Source organism: Streptomyces scabichelini (assembly GCF_011045015.1).
GTDB classification, from domain to species: Bacteria; Actinomycetota; Actinomycetes; order Streptomycetales; family Streptomycetaceae; genus Streptomyces; species Streptomyces scabichelini.
Genome location: NZ_JAAKZY010000230.1, coordinates 1 through 15,800 on the forward strand (window position 1 = coordinate 1; position 15,800 = coordinate 15,800).

Consider the following 15,800-nt stretch of genomic DNA (forward strand, 5'->3'; position numbering starts at 1 on the left):
GCCCGCCCGCCCCGTCGACGGGTTTGACGACCAACTGGTCCAGCTGGTCAAGAACAGCCTCCAACTGCCCTGGTTCTTCGGGACGAAACGATTCGACATTCGGGATGACCGGTTCCTCGCCGAGGTAGTAGCGGATGAGATCCGGTACGTACGTATAGAGGAGCTTGTCGTCCGCGATGCCGTTGCCGACGGCGTTCGCGAGTGTGATGTTCCCGGCCTGAGCGGCGTTCATGATGCCCGGGCAGCCGATCACGGAGTCGGGGCGGAAGTGGAGCGGGTCGAGGAAGTCGTCGTCGAGCCGCCGGTATACGACATGGACCGGCATCTCGCCGCGCGTCGTCCGCATCCACACGCGGTTGCCGCGGCACGTGAGGTCATGGCCCTCGACCAGCTGCACGCCCATCAGCCGGGCCAGCAGGGCGTGTTCGAAGTAGGCGGCGTTGTTCGGGCCGGGCGTGAGGACGACGACGCGCGGGTCGCCGACCCCGTCGGGCGCGGCCGCGCGCAGCGCCGCGAGCAGGCGCTGCCCGTAGCCGTCGACCGGCAGTACGTGCTGTTCGGCGAAGAGGGAGGGGAAGATCCGGGTCATCGCGCGCCGGTTCTCGATCACGTACGACACCCCGGACGGGACCCGTACGTTGTCCTCCAGGACCCGGAAGTCGCCCGCCTCGTCGCGTACGAGATCGATGCCGGCGACGTGGATGCGTACGCCGCCCGGCGGTTCCACGCCGTGCGCGGCTCTGTGGAAGTGCCCGGAGTTGAGGAGAAGTCTCCAGGGCACCACCCCGTCCTCGAAGGCCCGGCACGGCCCGTACGCGTCCGCGAGATAGGCCTCGAGAGCCCTCACCCGTTGTGCGACCCCGCGCTGGATCAGATCCCATTCGAGCGCGTCCAGAACCCGTGGCACGAGATCGAGCGGCCAGGGCCGCTCCTCGCCCGCGAAGGCGTAGGTCACCCCGCGGTCCGTGAACGCGCGTGCCATCTGGTCGGCCCTGAACCGCAGTTCGGCCGGTTCCATCGGTTGAAGTGCCGCCAGCACCGGCTCATAGGCGGTCCTGACCTCACCCGGCCGCTCAAACATCTCGTCCCACGCATCGGCCAACGCGTATGCGTCAAATATGTCCGCCATGACGTGACGGTAGATGTGGTACGTAACGCGGCGATCACTCGGGGATTTCGGGCAGCTCACGGGGATGATCGCGGGGTGGGGCGAGGGGGCGGCGACGAATAATGAGCCCGCCTGTTCCCTCGTCCTGCCGGCAACACTCTGCACCTCGGAGCTGGTCACCAACGTTCACCTGCATACGAAGAACACCGCGATGCTCCGGGGGCGGCTCACAGCGGTCCTGCTCCGGGTGAGCGTGTACGACGAGAGCCACGATCCTCCGGCCACACCTGTCGCAGAGGCCGGGCTGGCCGCCTGCTGGGGGCCGCGGACCACCCCTCGTCCCGGAGATCGCCGACGCGTGGGGCGTCGCTACCGTGATCGCGTTGCTTGTGTCCCAAGCACGCCAAGCCCACGCTTGAGGAGGTGACGCCACCATGACTGCTCTTGCGCAAGAAAGGCTCGAGACCATGACTGAGATCAGGACCGAGCCCGTATGCGTGCCTGAGAACGGGCCCAGCCTCGACGAAGTCGTGTGGCAGGCATGGAAGGCGATGGAACTCCCCGAGGGCTACCGCGCTGAGATCATCGAGGGCGCCATCGAGGTGTCGCCCACCGGCCGTTATTCGCACGGTAACGTCATCAATCTTCTTCGGGATGAGCTGGTGATCTTCCTGAGGGACGGAGACTTTGTCGCCCGCAATGACATCAACGTCTTCCACGAAGGCAGCGCCTTGGTGCCGGACCTCTTCATCGTCCCCAGGGACACGGATCGATACGTCACGTCCGACGGCCTGGGCGTTACTGCCGCAGCTGTACGCCTCGTCCTGGAGGTCGTCTCCCCCGACAAGCGCTGCCGGGAGCGCGATCGCGTGAAGAAGCGCCGCGAATACGCTCGCGCCGGCATCCCCGTCTACGTGATCATCGACGACTACGACGCTCAGGGCACTGTCACCGTCCTCACCGAACCCCAGCCCGAAAAGGCCGACTGGGTCGGTGTGCATCGCGTCCCCTACGGCACCGAGGTCACCATCCCCGAAGGGCCCGCCAAGGGGTTCGTGATCGGTGAGGGGATCACGGGTCCGAAGCGAGGCTGAGCGGTCCCGCGGCCAGGGCCGCTCCTTGCCCGCGAGGCGTAGGCGGTCCTGGCCTCACCTGGTAGCTCACGGGAGTGATCGAGGGGCGCGGGTGCCCGGTCAGACCCGTATCACCCGGAATTGGGCGCCCCTGCAGCGGCATGCGGTGGCCGCCGCATGCCAGGCTGTAAAGGCACCCTTGACGCACCGCTGGTGTCAAGAGAACCTTTACAGCGTGAGCGGTCCGCGAAGTGAGCTCGCGGCACTGGCCGCAAAGATGATGGCGCTCTCCCGCCTGCTCGCCGACGTCACCGAGCGCAACAACGCAGTGCCCGCCGAGCTCACCAGCGTGCAGATCGCGCGCGACCTGGACGCGTTGTCCGACACCGCATTGCGCGCCAGTGTCGAGCGAGCCCGCGCCGCCGGCCACACCTGGCAGGAGATCGGTGACCTGCTCGGCGTCAGCCGACAGGCCGCCTTCCAACGCTTCGGACGCCCCATCGACCCACGGACAGGAGAATCGATGAGCAACGCCGCGCTCCCGGACGCCGCCAACCGCGCGACCGACCTGTTCGTCAACTGGATCGAAGGACAACACGACGAGATCGTCGCTCACTTCGACCCCACGATGACCGCACAACTTCCGCCCGACCAGCTGGCCGCCGCCTGGGCCCAGATCATCGGCATGGTCGGCACTTACGAACGCATGGACAAACCCTTGGTCCGGCAACTCGGCGATCACACCGTCGTGGACATCCCGCTGGAATTCGAAGCCGGCCAGATGAAAGGCCGCGCCACCTTCAACAAAGAAGGCCAAGTCAGCGGCCTGTTCATCCTCACCCCCGAAACGCCCTGACCGCCAAGAGGGCGCGTAGGCGGTCCTGATCACCACCCCGCTGTTCGACCGTCTCGTCCCACGCGTTGGCCAACGGGTATGCGTCAAATATCTCGGCCATGGCCTGACGGTGGGTGCGGCAGGGAACGCGGCGATCACTCGGGGATTTCGGGCAGCTCACGGGGGACTTTCGCATTCCGGTCGCGGCGGCGGGGCCGTCCGGGCGAGCGAGGGTATTGGGCCATGGCTGCCTCGGTGCGCCTCGGCATCGGCGGCAAGCGTGTCCACCATGCACCGAACATGGGTTCCTCGCCGCCTTCATGTTGCTGCAGTGAGGCATACGGAGGTGCGGACAATCCGTGAGATATCAGGTCATTAAGATCCACGGAGGGGGTCGAGCCGTGTTGCGGAGGCGGGTGGCGCGCCCCATAGTTGCGCTGCGGACGGGGCTGGAACCAGGGGTGGGAGATGGTCGAGCGCGGGACGGACGGGCATCCGCACGGGGCTGACCGGCTGTGCGAGGCCGGTGATCGGGTGTACTCCCGTGCCGTACGGCGCGGCCGGGTGCCCCGCGAGGACGCCGATGCCGTGCCCTGCCTGGTCGAGCTCGCGCTGCTGCATCCCGACCCCGACGACATGAGGTGGCTCGTGCCGACCTCGCCGCAGGAGGTCATGACGCGGCTGCTGCGCGAGATGCACGAGCACGTCGCCGCGACCCAGTCCCGTATGGGCGCGGCGGTCACCGCCTTCGAGTGGTACACCGAGCTCGGCGGCCACGCCCAGGCCCCCGGTGAGGGCGTCGCGATCCGCGTTCTCGACGGGCTGCCCCGTATCCGCGCCGCCGTGGACGAGGCGACGGAAGCGTGCACGACCGAGGTGCTGACCGTGCAGCCCGGCGGGATCCGCCGCGAGGACGAGCTGACCGAGGGGCTGCACCGGGCACTCGCGCTGCGGCGGCGCGGCATCCGGATGCGCGACCTCTACACGCATGTGGCCCGGCACGGGCAGGGCCTGCTGAACTACATGGAGCTGATGGGCGACGCGGCGGAGGCCCGTACGCTCGACGAGGTCGTGGAGCGGCTGCTGGTGTTCGACCGCAGGGTCGCCTTCATCCCCGCGAACACGGACCGCACGATCGCCCTCGAACTGCGCCACCCGGCCCTGGTCGACTACCTGGTGACCGTCTTCGAACGCTTCTGGCGGCTGGCGATCCCCCTGACGGCTCCCCTCCCCGACACGGGCATCGAGGGCATCACGCACCGCGAGCGGTCCATCGCGGCGCTGCTGGCCGAGGGGCATCAGGACGCGGTGGTCGCGGAGCGGCTGGGCATCAGCGTCCGTACGTGCCGGGCCCACATCGCCCGCCTCTCGGAGACGCTCGGCGCCGCCAGCCGTACGCAGCTGGGGGTCCGCATCGCCCAGGCGGGCCTCGACGGCCCGCCCCGCTCCTCCGAACTGCTCCCGGTCACCGCTCCCGGTCCGGCCGCTCGCCCGGCTGCTCCAGAATCCCCGACTGGCCGATGAGGTAGCCGAGTTGGGCTCGGCTTTCGCTGCCGAGCGCTTCCGCGAGCTTGGCGATGTGGACGCGTACCGTCCGTACGTTCATGCCGAGTCGGTCGCCGATCACGGCATCGGTGTGGCCTTCGATGAGGAGGCCGGCGATGGCCCGTTGACGGGCGGTGATGCCGTTCGCCGAAGGCTGCTGGGCGGCTTGGGGGTACATGGGAGTGGCCAGGCGCCAGAGGCGGTCGAAGGCGGTGGTGAAGAAGGTGACGAGGGCGGGGTGGCGGACTTCCAGGGCGAGTTCGCGGTCCTTGCTGGCGGGGATGAAGGCGACCGTACGGTCGATGATGATCAGGCGCTCGGTGACTTCGTCCAGGGTGCGGGCTTCGACGTCGCCGTTGAGGTGTTCGTAGCGCGCGAGGACGGTGGGCGCATGGCGGAGGGTGTGCTGGTAGAGGGTGCGGATGCGGCCCCCTCGGTCGAGCAGTTCCTGGTCGCGGCTCAGGGCCTGGACATGGATCCGGGGGTCGGGGCCGATGTGACTGGTGTGGGGTTGGATGGCGAGGAGCTCACTGGAGGCATTGACCATGACGTCGGTGATGGCCAGGTTGATCCGCTTCTTGCCGCTGAGAACGCGGATCGTCGGCGTGTCCGCCGCCGCGGTACGGGGGCCGTCGATCCGCATCAGCGGTTCGAACACCGCGGCGAGCCGCTCTTCGCGCCGCCGCTCGTCCGCGATGCGGTCTTCCATATGTCGCAGCAGCCGGTGAAGGGCAATGGCCGGCGCGACGGGCTCCAGCCACCGCGTGTCCTCGACGTCCGGGTGCAGCAGGCCGAAGTCGACGAGGCAGGGGGCAGCGTCGGCCGCCTCCTCGCTGGGCACGCGGCCTTCGCGCAGAGCACGGGCGTACAACTCGGTCCCGTCCTCGCACAGCTCCTCCGCTCTGTGCCCGTGCGCCTCGGTGGCCACTCGCAGCTCCCTTCTCCCGGCGCTCAGTGATCCTTGTCCAGAATCCCCGACTGCGCTATGAGAAAGCCGAGTTGGGCCCGGCTGCCGCTGCCCAAGGCGGTGGCCAGCTTCGCTATATGGGCTCGGCAGGTGCGTACGTTCATGCCCAGACGGCGCGCTATGGCCTCGTCGACGTGGCCCTCCACGAGAAGTTTGGCTATGGACCGCTGAACGCCGCTTATGCCGTCGCGGGTGGGTTCGTAGGGGACCTGGTCGTGCAGGGGGGTCGCGCGGCGCCACAGATGCTCGAAGACTTTGATCAGGTACTTCACGAGGCCTGGATGACGGAGTTCCAGAGCCACTGGCTGGTCGTCCTGGGCCGGTATGAACGCGACCGTGTCGTCGCAGATGATGAGCCGCCCGATGAGCTCTTCGAGCGTCCGGATCTCGACTTTGCCGGCGGACATCTGATCGACGTACGCCATCGTGCCGAGGCTGTGCCTGACCGTGTGCTGATACAGCGTGCGCATGCTCACGCCGCGGTCCATCAGAGGGCGGTCGCGTTCGAGGGCCTGGATGAGGATGTGCTCGCTGCGACCGCCCCCCGGCTGCACGGTGAGCACCTCGGTGTGGGCCTCGGCCGTGGCGAGGTTGAGCGCGGCGTTGATCCGGTTGTTGCCCTCCAGCACGGTGATCGCATGGGTGGGAGCCGGAGCCAGGGCGCTGAGGGCCATGAACGGCTCGAATGATTCGGTCAGTTCGATGGACTGGCGTCGACGGTCCAGGATCTCGCGTTCGAGCGGGTGAAGATGCTGTGCGAGCGCGACCGACGGGGGAACCGGCCGCAGCCAATTGGCGTCGTCGGGATCGGGATGCAGCAGGGCGAAATCCAGCAGGCATGGCGTCGCCTCCACCTCGGCCCGGGCGATGCGCCCGGTACTCAGCGCGCTGGCGTAAAGCTGCGCTCCCTCGTCACACAACTCGGTGATGTCGTGGGGATGTGTCCGTTGTGAGTCTTTTGCTGCCAAATCTGCACCCCCCAGGGTCCTGAACATGCAGGAACATGATGCATCGCCCCTGTGGCATCCACGTGCCTGAATGAGCCATCGTCGTTCCTGGCACGGGGGGAAGGGAACTCATCGAGTGAGGACAAAGCCGACTATGTACAGGAGATTGCTTCGCTCGGCGCTTGCCGTTGCTTTCTCTGCGGCCGTGGTCTTCGGTGCCGTGAGCGCCGCGGCAGCGCCGCCTGGGGAAGACGGACGCGCGGACACCGGCTGGGGAAGTGGCCCCCTTCAGCCCGCTGATACGGGATGGGGGAACCCTCCGGCGGACTCGACGATCCCCGACAACTCATGAGCACCCCTCCAGACGACCGCTCCTTCCGCCGCGAAATGGCCACCGCCTATCGCTCCGGCTGGCACTTCATCGACCTGGTCACCGCCATCCCCCACAGCGGCGACTCCCTGATGGTGACCGTCTTCGGTGAGCCGGTCGTCGTCACCCGGGACGAGGACGACGACGTGCGGGCGTACCGGTGTCTGCGGCGTCCGCGAGGAGCGCCGCAGCCAGTGCGGTGTGCCATCCGGTACGGAATGATCTTTGTGAACCTCGACCAGCGCGACCACCGGCTGGTCGAGCCGGAAGTCCCGGACGTACGAACCATCTCAGCCACCCCCCGCAGTGCCTGACGCGATTCCCCCGTCGTAGTAGATCGCGCAGGTGCTTCCCCCCGCAGCGGCGTCACCGTGACCTGAACACGGTGACGCCGCTGCAGTTTGTGCGGAATCTCCAGGTATGGGCACCGCGAAGAGGGGCTGGTTTCAGTCGCACGGTCGAGCCGGTGTCAACGTGGTCCCAGTTGTACGGCCAGGATGCCGCCAAGTCGCCCGCCGAGATGCCTGCCAGATACCCGCACGAGTCTCCTTGAGTGGAATAGACTCAACTTTGTGTACGTTGCCGAAGGCAGTGTTGAAACGGACGTTGAAACGGACGCCGACGGCTGACGCAAGGAGGAGACAGCGGACGTGGACGCCGAGCTGACCAACAGGAGCCGGGACGCGATCAACGCGGCCAGCAATCGGGCCGTGTCCGAAGGCCACCCGGATCTCACCCCCGCGCACCTGCTGCTCGCGCTGCTCGAGGGGCAGGACAACGAGAACATCACCGACCTGCTGGCCGCCGTCGAGGCGGACCAGGCGGCCGTACGGGCCGGCACCGAACGCGTGCTGAGCACGCTGCCCAGCGTGACCGGCTCGACCGTCGCCCCGCCGCAGCCCAACCGCGAGCTGCTGGCCGTCATCGCCGACGCCGCGGAGCGGGCCAAGGAGCTGGGTGACGAGTACCTCTCCACCGAGCACCTGCTCATCGGCATCGCCGCGAAGGGCGGTCAGACCGGGGACGTACTCTCCCAGCAGGGCGCCAGTGCGAAGAAGCTGCTGGAGGCCTTCCAGAAGGCGAGGGGAGGGCGTCGCGTGACCACAGCCGATCCCGAGGGCCAGTACAAGGCACTCGAAAAGTTCGGGACCGATTTCACGGCCGCCGCGCGTGAGGGGAAGCTCGACCCTGTCATCGGCCGTGACCAGGAGATCCGGCGCGTCGTACAGGTGCTGTCCCGGCGTACGAAGAACAACCCCGTCCTCATCGGCGAGCCCGGCGTCGGCAAGACCGCCGTCGTCGAGGGACTCGCCCAGCGGATCATCAAGGGGGACGTGCCCGAGTCCCTCAAGAACAAGCGGCTCGTCGCGCTCGACATCGGCGCGATGATCGCGGGCGCCAAGTACCGCGGTGAGTTCGAGGAGCGGCTGAAGACCGTACTCGCCGAGATCAAGGACTCCGACGGGCAGATCATCACGTTCATCGACGAGCTGCACACCGTCGTGGGTGCCGGGGCCGGCGGCGACTCCGCCATGGACGCGGGCAACATGCTCAAGCCCATGCTCGCCCGCGGTGAGCTGCGCATGGTCGGTGCCACGACCCTCGACGAGTACCGCGAGCGCATCGAGAAGGACCCGGCCCTGGAGCGGCGCTTCCAGCAGGTGCTGGTCGCCGAGCCGACCGTCGAGGACACCATCGCGATCCTGCGTGGGCTCAAGGGGCGGTACGAGGCCCACCACAAGGTCGTGATCGCGGACAGCGCGCTCGTCGCGGCCGCCACCCTCTCCGACCGCTACATCACCTCGCGCTTCCTGCCCGACAAGGCCATCGACCTCGTCGACGAGTCCGCGTCCCGGCTGCGGATGGAGATCGACTCCTCGCCCGTCGAGATCGACGAACTCCAGCGCGTCGTGGACCGGTTGAAGATGGAGGAGCTGGCGCTGGAGAGGGAGACCGACCCCGCCTCCCGTGAGCGCCTGGAGAAACTGCGCCGCGACCTCGCCGACAAGGAGGAGGAGCTGCGCGGCCTCACCGCCCGCTGGGAGAAGGAGAAGCAGTCCCTCAACCGCGTCGGTGAGCTGAAGGAGAAGCTCGACGAACTGCGCGGGCAGGCCGAACGCGCCCAGCGCGACGGCGACTTCGACACCGCGTCCAAGCTGCTGTACGGCGAGATCCCCGCCGTGGAACGGGACTTGGAGGCCGCCTCCGAGGAAGAGGAGGAGGCGTCCAAGTCGGGGTCCAAGTCCGACACGATGGTGAAGGAGGAGGTCGGCGCGGACGACATCGCGGACGTCGTCGCCGCCTGGACCGGCATCCCCGCCGGACGCCTCCTCGAGGGCGAGACGCAGAAGCTCCTGCGGATGGAGGAGGAGCTGGGCCGCCGGCTCATCGGCCAGACCCAGGCCGTACGGGCGGTGTCGGACGCCGTACGCCGCACGCGCGCGGGTATCGCGGACCCCGACCGCCCCACCGGATCCTTCCTCTTCCTCGGCCCGACGGGTGTCGGCAAGACCGAACTCGCCAAGGCGCTCGCGGACTTCCTCTTCGACGACGAGCGGGCGATGGTCCGTATCGACATGTCGGAGTACAGCGAGAAGCACAGCGTGTCGCGGCTGGTCGGCGCCCCGCCCGGCTACGTCGGTTACGAGGAGGGCGGCCAGCTGACCGAGGCGGTGCGCCGTCGCCCGTACAGCGTGGTGCTGCTGGACGAGGTCGAGAAGGCGCACTCGGAGGTCTTCGACATCCTGCTCCAGGTGCTGGACGACGGACGCCTCACGGACGGGCAGGGCCGCACGGTCGACTTCCGCAACACCATCCTGATCCTCACCTCGAACCTGGGCAGCCAGTTCCTGGTCGACCCGATCACCAGCGAGGAGGAGAAGAAGGAGCAGGTCCTGGAGGTCGTCCGCGCCTCCTTCAAGCCGGAGTTCCTCAACCGCCTCGACGACCTGGTGGTCTTCTCGGCCCTGACGAAGCCCGAGCTGGAGCGCATCGCCAGGCTCCAGATCGACCGCCTCGCCAAGCGCCTGGCCGAACGCCGCCTCGCCCTGGAGGTCACCGACGAGGCCCTGACCTGGCTCGCGGACGAGGGCATGGATCCGGCCTACGGCGCCCGGCCCCTGCGCCGCCTCGTCCAGACCACCATCGGCGACCGCCTCGCCAAGGAGATCCTCGCGGGCGAGATCAAGGACGGCGACACGGTCCGCGTGGACTCGTTCGGGGATGGTCTGATCGTGGGGCCGGCGACAGGGAAGACGCTGTAGCCCTGAGGGATGTCATGGTCGCGGCCAGGGGCAGGTGCTCCGGGCCGCGTAACCATGAGGTACATCAGCCGCGACACTGAGGCGTCATCGGCGCTTACGCGGCAGGACGAGGCACTTACCATCGCGGTCCGGCGGGGCGGCTACGACGAGGTGGGGTGCGTCGTCGACGCCACCATCTCCGGGGCTGTCAACCTCGACCAGCGGCCCAGTCTGAGGAAGTGGCTCGCTGATCCTCTGGTGCATGAGTGGGATGTCCTCATAGTCACCGAACAGGACCGCATCACTCGCGACGACATGCACTGGTGGCACTTCGTCGACTGGGTCCTGAAGAACGGGAAGGACATCGAGGTCCTCGACGATCCGACGTTCGACATCCACTCGGAGGACGGGCGGATGCTGGCGGGTATCAAGGCGGCCCAAGCCGCCAAGTACCGCAAGGCAGTCCAGGCCAAGCAGCTTGATCGTACGCAGTTCTTCCGTGAGAACAGGCTGTGGAACGGCGGAATCTGGCCCTTCGGCTACCGCGCCGAGGTCTTCACTCACCTGGGAGAGTCCCGGAAACGTCTGGCTGTCGACCCCCGCACCTCGCGGCTTGTGCGCGAGGCGTACGAGCGCATGGTCGAGGGCGGCGACACGGTCTGCGCGGTGGCGAGGGACTGGAATGCGCGAGGTGTCCCGAGCGCCCGGGACCATCAGCGCAGGGAGCAGAACAAGGATCTTCCGGAACATGAGCGCAGGCCGGAGAAGGGGACCCTCTGGTCGGTGACTCCGTTGCGCAACATGCTGAGGTCGCCGGCCCTGATGGGCGTGATGATGCATCGTTCCGAGCCCGTCACGGACGAGGATGGCCAGCCGCTGGTCTGGACGGATCCCATCCTCACCTCCGAGGAGTTCGCGGCGCTCCAGGACGCGCTCATCACCGAGAGCAAGGGGGAGCGCAGGCGGGCCAAGGGCTGGAGCACGCCTCTGCTCGGGGTGGTCTTCTGCATCTGTGGCAGGCCCTTGTACGTACGGCATCAGAAGAATCGCCTGGCCGACGGTACGACCAAGGTGCTCAACTACTACCAGTGTCGTTCCGTCTCCGAGATGAATCGCTGCGAGGCCCCTTCGACGTGGCGGGCCGATCGTCTCTACGAGACGGTAGAGAGGCGTTTTCTGGACAAGGCCGGTGAGCTGACCGAAATGAAGCGCACCTACACACCGGGCCGGGACCACACCGCGGCCATCGCCGAGTTGCGGCAGGCACTCGCCAATCTCACTGCCGCCATTGGGCAGGCAGCCAGCCCGACAGCCGTCGAGGCCCTGGCCAATCAGATGGACGAGCACGCGAAGACCGTCGAGAGGCTCGAGGCCGAACCAGTTGTCCACGCCCGGTGGAACGAGGAGCCGACGGGTGCCGTTTACGGCGAACGCTGGGTTGCTGACCCGGATTGGGACAGCCGGGCGGCGCTCCTCCTCAAGGCCGGTGTCCGCTTCTTCTGTGAGGGGACGCACAGGGCGGGGACTGTGCACATGTATCTCCCTTCGTCACCGCAGCAGGAGGCGGGAGCGCTCAACCCACGCGGAGGAACAGCGGTTGCTGACGAGATGGACGGCCACGAGGAAGGAGCGCGCCGGTACTTCGTAGAGCTCCGTGGGTCCAAAGGGATGGGGCCGGGTTTCTGGCACGCCCGTCGCTGATTCGGCCACGCATGGGGCTCATCAGTCGAGGAAGTTGCCGGGCAGGGGCCCAGCGAGAGAGGGTGGGGCGTGTAAGTCTGGTCTCAGTTTTGGCCGGACGAGCCAGACGACCGCAGGAGTGTCCAAGTATGTCCATCGACCCGTCCTCGATTCCGAATTTCGGGGGCCAGCCCGAGCCAGAGCCGCAGAGCGGTGGACCGGCGGGCCCCGTCGTCCCGGATCAGGACCTCGTGAAGCAGCTCCTGGACCAGATGGAGCTGAAGTACGTCGTCGACGACGAGGGTGACCTCGCGGCGCCGTGGGAGCAGTTCCGTACGTACTTCATGTTCCGTGGCGAAGGGGACCAGCAGGTCTTCTCGGTGCGGACGTTCTACGACCGGCCGCACAAGATCGACGAGAAGCCCCAGCTCCTCGAGTCGATCGATGACTGGAACCGGCGCACGCTGTGGCCCAAGGTCTACAGCCACACGCACGACGACGGCACCGTCCGCCTCATCGGTGAGGCGCAGATGCTGATCGGTACCGGTGTCAGCCTGGAGCATTTCGTGTCCTCGACGGTCAGCTGGGTGCGGGCCGCCATCGAGTTCGACAAGTGGCTCGTCGAGCAGCTCGGCCTGGAGCAGGAGGTCAACGACGCCGAGGAGCCCGACGGCGACGAGTAGTCCCCGGGTGTACGCGAAGAAGAGCCCGGCCGGGGCGGCGACCACAGCGTCGCGCACCCCGGCCGGGCTCTTCCCGTACAGCTGAGCCGCGTCAGTCCAGGCAGAACTCGTTGCCCTCGGGGTCGGTCATCACGATGTGCCCGGCGTCCAACGGGGGAGCGGGCTCGTGGCGGCGTACCCGCTTCGCTCCCAGCGCGACGAGCCGGTCGCACTCGGCCTCCAGCGCCGCCATCCGCTCCTCCCCCTGCAGTCCGGGAGCCGCTCGGACGTCGAGGTGGACGCGGTTCTTGGCGACCTTGTCCTCCGGTACCTGCTGGAAGAACACCCGCGGGCCGTTCCCGTCCGGGTCCTCGATCGCCGACCTAGTGTTGCGCCGCTCCTCCGGTACGCCGACCCCCGCGAGGAAGTCGTCCCATGCGGCCAGCGGGTCGGCGCCCTGGGGCAGGTCGACTCCGGGCGGGCCGGGGTGGACGTAGCCCAGTACGTCGCGCCAGAAGGACGACAGCGCCCGCGGGTCGTGGGCGTCGAAGGTGACCTGGAAGTGGCGGCTCATCGTGTTGCTCCCTTCGCGGCAGGGTCCGTGTGCAGATGGAGGTCGCACAGCCTCCGGTTCCAGTCGAACTCGTCTGCGTCCATGGAGCCACCGTGACATCTCTGGCGGACAGGATCGGTCCGCTGTCTCTGGCAGAGTGAGCGACATGGGTGTGGCGAGCGAAGAGGAGCTGGGCACCACGGAGCGGGTGCTCACCCTGCTGGGGCTGTTGCAGCAGCGCCAGGTCTGGACCGGCCCCGAGCTCGCCGACCGGCTCCGGGTCACAGCGCGCACGGTACGGCGTGATGTCGAGCGGCTGCGCGCCCTCGGCTATCCGGTGCATGCCGCCCAAGGTGTCGGCGGCGGCTACCGGCTCGGCCCGGGGCGGGACCTGCCGCCGCTGCTCCTCGACGACCAGGAGGCGATCGCCACCGCGGTCTCGCTGCTCGCCGGCGCGGGTGGCGAGGTCGCGGGCGCCGGCGACGCCGCACTCCGGGCGCTGACCAAGCTCGACCAGGTGCTGCCCAGCCGGCTGCGGCACGAGGTGCGCGCGCTCTCCGGCTCGGTGGAGTCCTTCGGTGGCGGCCGCACACCGGTCGACCCCGAGGTGCTCATGGCACTGGCCAGAGCCTGCCGCGACGAGGTCGAGGCTAGCTTCGACTACCACCCGTCCGGGGGTGAGGTGCGACGGCGGCGGGTCGAGCCCTACCGGCTGGTCGCCTCCGACCGGCGCTGGTACCTCCTCGCCTACGACCTCGATCGCGACGACTGGCGCAGCTTCCGTGTCGACCGGATGACCGAGGTGTCCGCACGGGCCTGGCGCTTTCGCCCGCGCCCGGTGCCCGATGCGGCGACGTATGTGCAGGAGGGCGTGGCGAGCCGGGTCTACCCGCACCAGGCGCGCTTCCTCGTGCACGCGTCGGCCGACACGGTGCGCGCGCAGATTTCGGCGTCGGCAGCCGTCGTACGACCGCGGGGTGACGAGCGCTGCGAGGTGCTCAGTGGCGCGGCCGCCCTCGACGCCGTGATCATGCACGTGCTTCTGCTGGGCCACGACTTCGAGGCGCTCGACCCCCCGGAGCTCGGGAGCCGTTGTCGCGCTCTGGCGCAGAGACTGCTGTCCGCCGGTGCGACGACCTCCCCGATGCCGGATCCGGCCATGGAGGAGTCATGAGCCACCTGCTCGTGTACCGGGTCCGGTACCGGGTCAGTACTGCCGCAGCTTGAGCAGTCGCTCGGCAGCCGCCTGCAGCGTCTCCATGCGCTTGCAGAACGCGAAGCGCACGAACGGCGCCCCCGCCTCCCTGTGGTCGTAGAAGACGGCGTTCGGGATCGCGACGACGCCCGCACGCTCGGGCAGCGCGCGGCAGAAGGCGAAGCCGTCCGTTTCGCCGAGGGGGCGGATGTCGGTGGTGATGAAGTACGTGCCTGCCGTGCGGAAGACCTCGAAGCCCGCCTCCGCGAGGCCCGCGCTCAGCAGGTCCCGCTTGGCCTGCATGTCGTCGCGGAAGGCCGTGAAGTACGCGTCGGGGAGCGCCAGCGCCTCGGCCACCGCGTACTGGAAGGGGCCCGAGGCCACGTACGTCAGGAACTGCTTCGCCGAGCGCACCGCCGAGACCAGCGGGGGCGGCGCCGTCACCCAGCCGACCTTCCACCCGGTGAACGAAAACGACTTCCCGGCGCTCCCGATGGTGACCGTGCGCTCGCGCATGCCCGGCAGGGTCGCGAGCGGGATGTGTTCGGCCTCGTCGAAGACCAGGTGCTCGTACACCTCGTCGGTGACCACGAGCAGGTCGCGTTCGACGGCCAGCTCGGCGATGGCGGTGAGTTCGGCGCGGGTGAGGACCGTGCCGGTGGGGTTGTGCGGGGTGTTGATCAACAGGAGGCGGGTGCGGTCGGTGACCGCGTCGCGCAGCTCGTCCAGGTCCAGGCGGAAGCTGTGTCCGGCCGTGGCTGAGCCGCGGCCCTCGTGCGGGCGCAGCGTCACGGGGACGCGGGTGCCGCCCGCCATCGCGATGCAGGCCGCGTACGAGTCGTAGTACGGCTCTAGGGCGATCACCTCGTCGCCGGGCTCCAGCAGGGCGAGCAGCGACGCCGCGATCGCCTCCGTCGCGCCCGCCGTGACGAGGACCTCGGTGTCGGGGTCGAACGTGAGCGCGTACCGGCGCTCCTGGTGCGCGGCGATCGCCGTGCGCAGCTCGGGGATGCCGGGGCCCGGCGGGTACTGGTTGCCGCGGCCGTCGCGCAGCGCCCGTACCGCCGCCTCGCGGACCTCCTCGGGGCCGTCGGTGTCGGGGAAGCCCTGGCCGAGGTTGATCGAGCCGGTGCTCACGGCCAGGGCCGACATCTCGGCGAAGATCGTCGTCCCGAACTCGGCGAGGCGGCGGTTGAGGAGCGGGCGCGCGGTGGAGGTCATGGCGGCCATCCTGCGCTCAACCTCTGGACTTGCTCAACTCTGCTTTGGGCCGTGGGACGCGCGGGCATCCCACCGTCACGCAAAGAACACACGCAAAGAACACACGCAAAGAACACGGGCATAGAACACAGGCAAAAAAACTCAGGCAAACAACACACGCAAGAAGCAAGGCCCACGGGGGGCCGCTTCGGGGGAACGAAAGGAGGGTGACGCCATGGCTACGGGCATCATCCTGGCGGTGATCTTCATAGTGGTTGTCATCGCACTCTCACGTTCACGCTCGCGCTCACGTTCACGCGGCTCCAGGGCCGGCGGCAGCTGGTGGGCCGGGGACGGGGGCAGTTCCAGCGGCGGCTCCTCATGCGGGGGCGGCTCGTCCTGCGGAGGCGGGTCGTCCTGCGG

Annotated in this window: 14 protein-coding genes; 9 read left to right on the top strand and 5 right to left on the bottom strand. The window is 68.4% G+C overall.

Features of this window, described 5'->3' with window-relative positions; translation table 11 throughout:
• Nucleotides 1-1,129: circularly permuted type 2 ATP-grasp protein (locus G5C60_RS42235; protein ID WP_165268018.1), on the bottom strand; the 1,129-nt coding region annotated here is incomplete at its 3' end.
• A 446-nt stretch (nt 1,130-1,575) separates the two neighbouring features.
• Between G5C60_RS42235 and G5C60_RS42240 the strand changes: the two genes are divergently transcribed.
• From G5C60_RS42240 to G5C60_RS42250, 3 genes are all read left to right on the top strand, one after another.
• Nucleotides 1,576-2,202, top strand: a complete 627-nt coding sequence (locus G5C60_RS42240; protein ID WP_241267471.1) for a Uma2 family endonuclease — start codon at nt 1,576-1,578, stop codon at nt 2,200-2,202.
• A 178-nt stretch (nt 2,203-2,380) separates the two neighbouring features.
• Nucleotides 2,381-3,037, top strand: a complete 657-nt coding sequence (locus G5C60_RS42245; protein ID WP_165268022.1) for a DUF3887 domain-containing protein — start codon at nt 2,381-2,383, stop codon at nt 3,035-3,037.
• A gap of 447 nt (nt 3,038-3,484) precedes the next feature.
• Entirely contained in the window at nt 3,485-4,540 is a 1,056-nt protein-coding gene (locus G5C60_RS42250; protein WP_165268024.1) for a helix-turn-helix transcriptional regulator, read from the top strand.
• Here G5C60_RS42250 and G5C60_RS42255 read toward each other — a convergent pair.
• Together G5C60_RS42255 and G5C60_RS42260 are read right to left on the bottom strand one after the other, a co-directional pair.
• On the bottom strand, nt 4,482-5,489 hold the full coding sequence (locus tag G5C60_RS42255) for a LuxR C-terminal-related transcriptional regulator (protein WP_165268026.1): 1,008 nt from the start codon (nt 5,487-5,489) through the stop codon (nt 4,482-4,484). The genes G5C60_RS42250 and G5C60_RS42255 overlap by 59 nt on opposite strands.
• A gap of 23 nt (nt 5,490-5,512) precedes the next feature.
• On the bottom strand, nt 5,513-6,523 hold the full coding sequence (locus tag G5C60_RS42260) for a helix-turn-helix transcriptional regulator (RefSeq protein WP_165268028.1): 1,011 nt from the start codon (nt 6,521-6,523) through the stop codon (nt 5,513-5,515).
• 300 nt (nt 6,524-6,823) lie between these two features.
• On the opposite strand from G5C60_RS42260, the gene G5C60_RS42265 reads away from it, so the two are divergent.
• The 4 genes from G5C60_RS42265 (at nt 6,824) to G5C60_RS42280 (ending at nt 12,450) form a co-directional block, all read left to right on the top strand.
• Nucleotides 6,824-7,159, top strand: coding sequence for a Rieske (2Fe-2S) protein (locus G5C60_RS42265; protein WP_165268030.1), 336 nt, complete (start codon nt 6,824-6,826; stop codon nt 7,157-7,159).
• A 336-nt stretch (nt 7,160-7,495) separates the two neighbouring features.
• Entirely contained in the window at nt 7,496-10,108 is a 2,613-nt protein-coding gene (gene clpB / locus G5C60_RS42270; protein WP_165268032.1) for an ATP-dependent chaperone ClpB, read from the top strand.
• A gap of 54 nt (nt 10,109-10,162) precedes the next feature.
• Nucleotides 10,163-11,788 (top strand): recombinase family protein, encoded by a 1,626-nt coding sequence (locus G5C60_RS42275; protein WP_165268034.1) that lies wholly within the window; start codon nt 10,163-10,165, stop codon nt 11,786-11,788.
• A 128-nt stretch (nt 11,789-11,916) separates the two neighbouring features.
• Nucleotides 11,917-12,450 (top strand): YbjN domain-containing protein, encoded by a 534-nt coding sequence (locus G5C60_RS42280; protein ID WP_165268036.1) that lies wholly within the window; start codon nt 11,917-11,919, stop codon nt 12,448-12,450.
• A 91-nt stretch (nt 12,451-12,541) separates the two neighbouring features.
• Here G5C60_RS42280 and G5C60_RS42285 read toward each other — a convergent pair whose 3' ends face one another.
• Nucleotides 12,542-13,003, bottom strand: a complete 462-nt coding sequence (locus tag G5C60_RS42285) for a VOC family protein (RefSeq protein WP_165268038.1) — start codon at nt 13,001-13,003, stop codon at nt 12,542-12,544.
• A 145-nt stretch (nt 13,004-13,148) separates the two neighbouring features.
• On the opposite strand from G5C60_RS42285, the gene G5C60_RS42290 reads away from it, so the two are divergent.
• Entirely contained in the window at nt 13,149-14,156 is a 1,008-nt protein-coding gene (locus G5C60_RS42290) for a helix-turn-helix transcriptional regulator (RefSeq protein WP_165268040.1), read from the top strand.
• Between the two features lie 33 nt (nt 14,157-14,189).
• Here G5C60_RS42290 and G5C60_RS42295 read toward each other — a convergent pair whose 3' ends face one another.
• On the bottom strand, nt 14,190-15,407 hold the full coding sequence (locus G5C60_RS42295) for a pyridoxal phosphate-dependent aminotransferase (RefSeq protein ID WP_165268042.1): 1,218 nt from the start codon (nt 15,405-15,407) through the stop codon (nt 14,190-14,192).
• Nucleotides 15,408-15,612: 205 nt separating this feature from the next.
• Between G5C60_RS42295 and G5C60_RS42300 the strand changes: the two genes are divergently transcribed.
• Nucleotides 15,613-15,800, top strand: a 188-nt coding sequence (locus G5C60_RS42300) for a hypothetical protein (RefSeq protein ID WP_165268044.1), incomplete at its 3' end; no start/stop codon positions are given.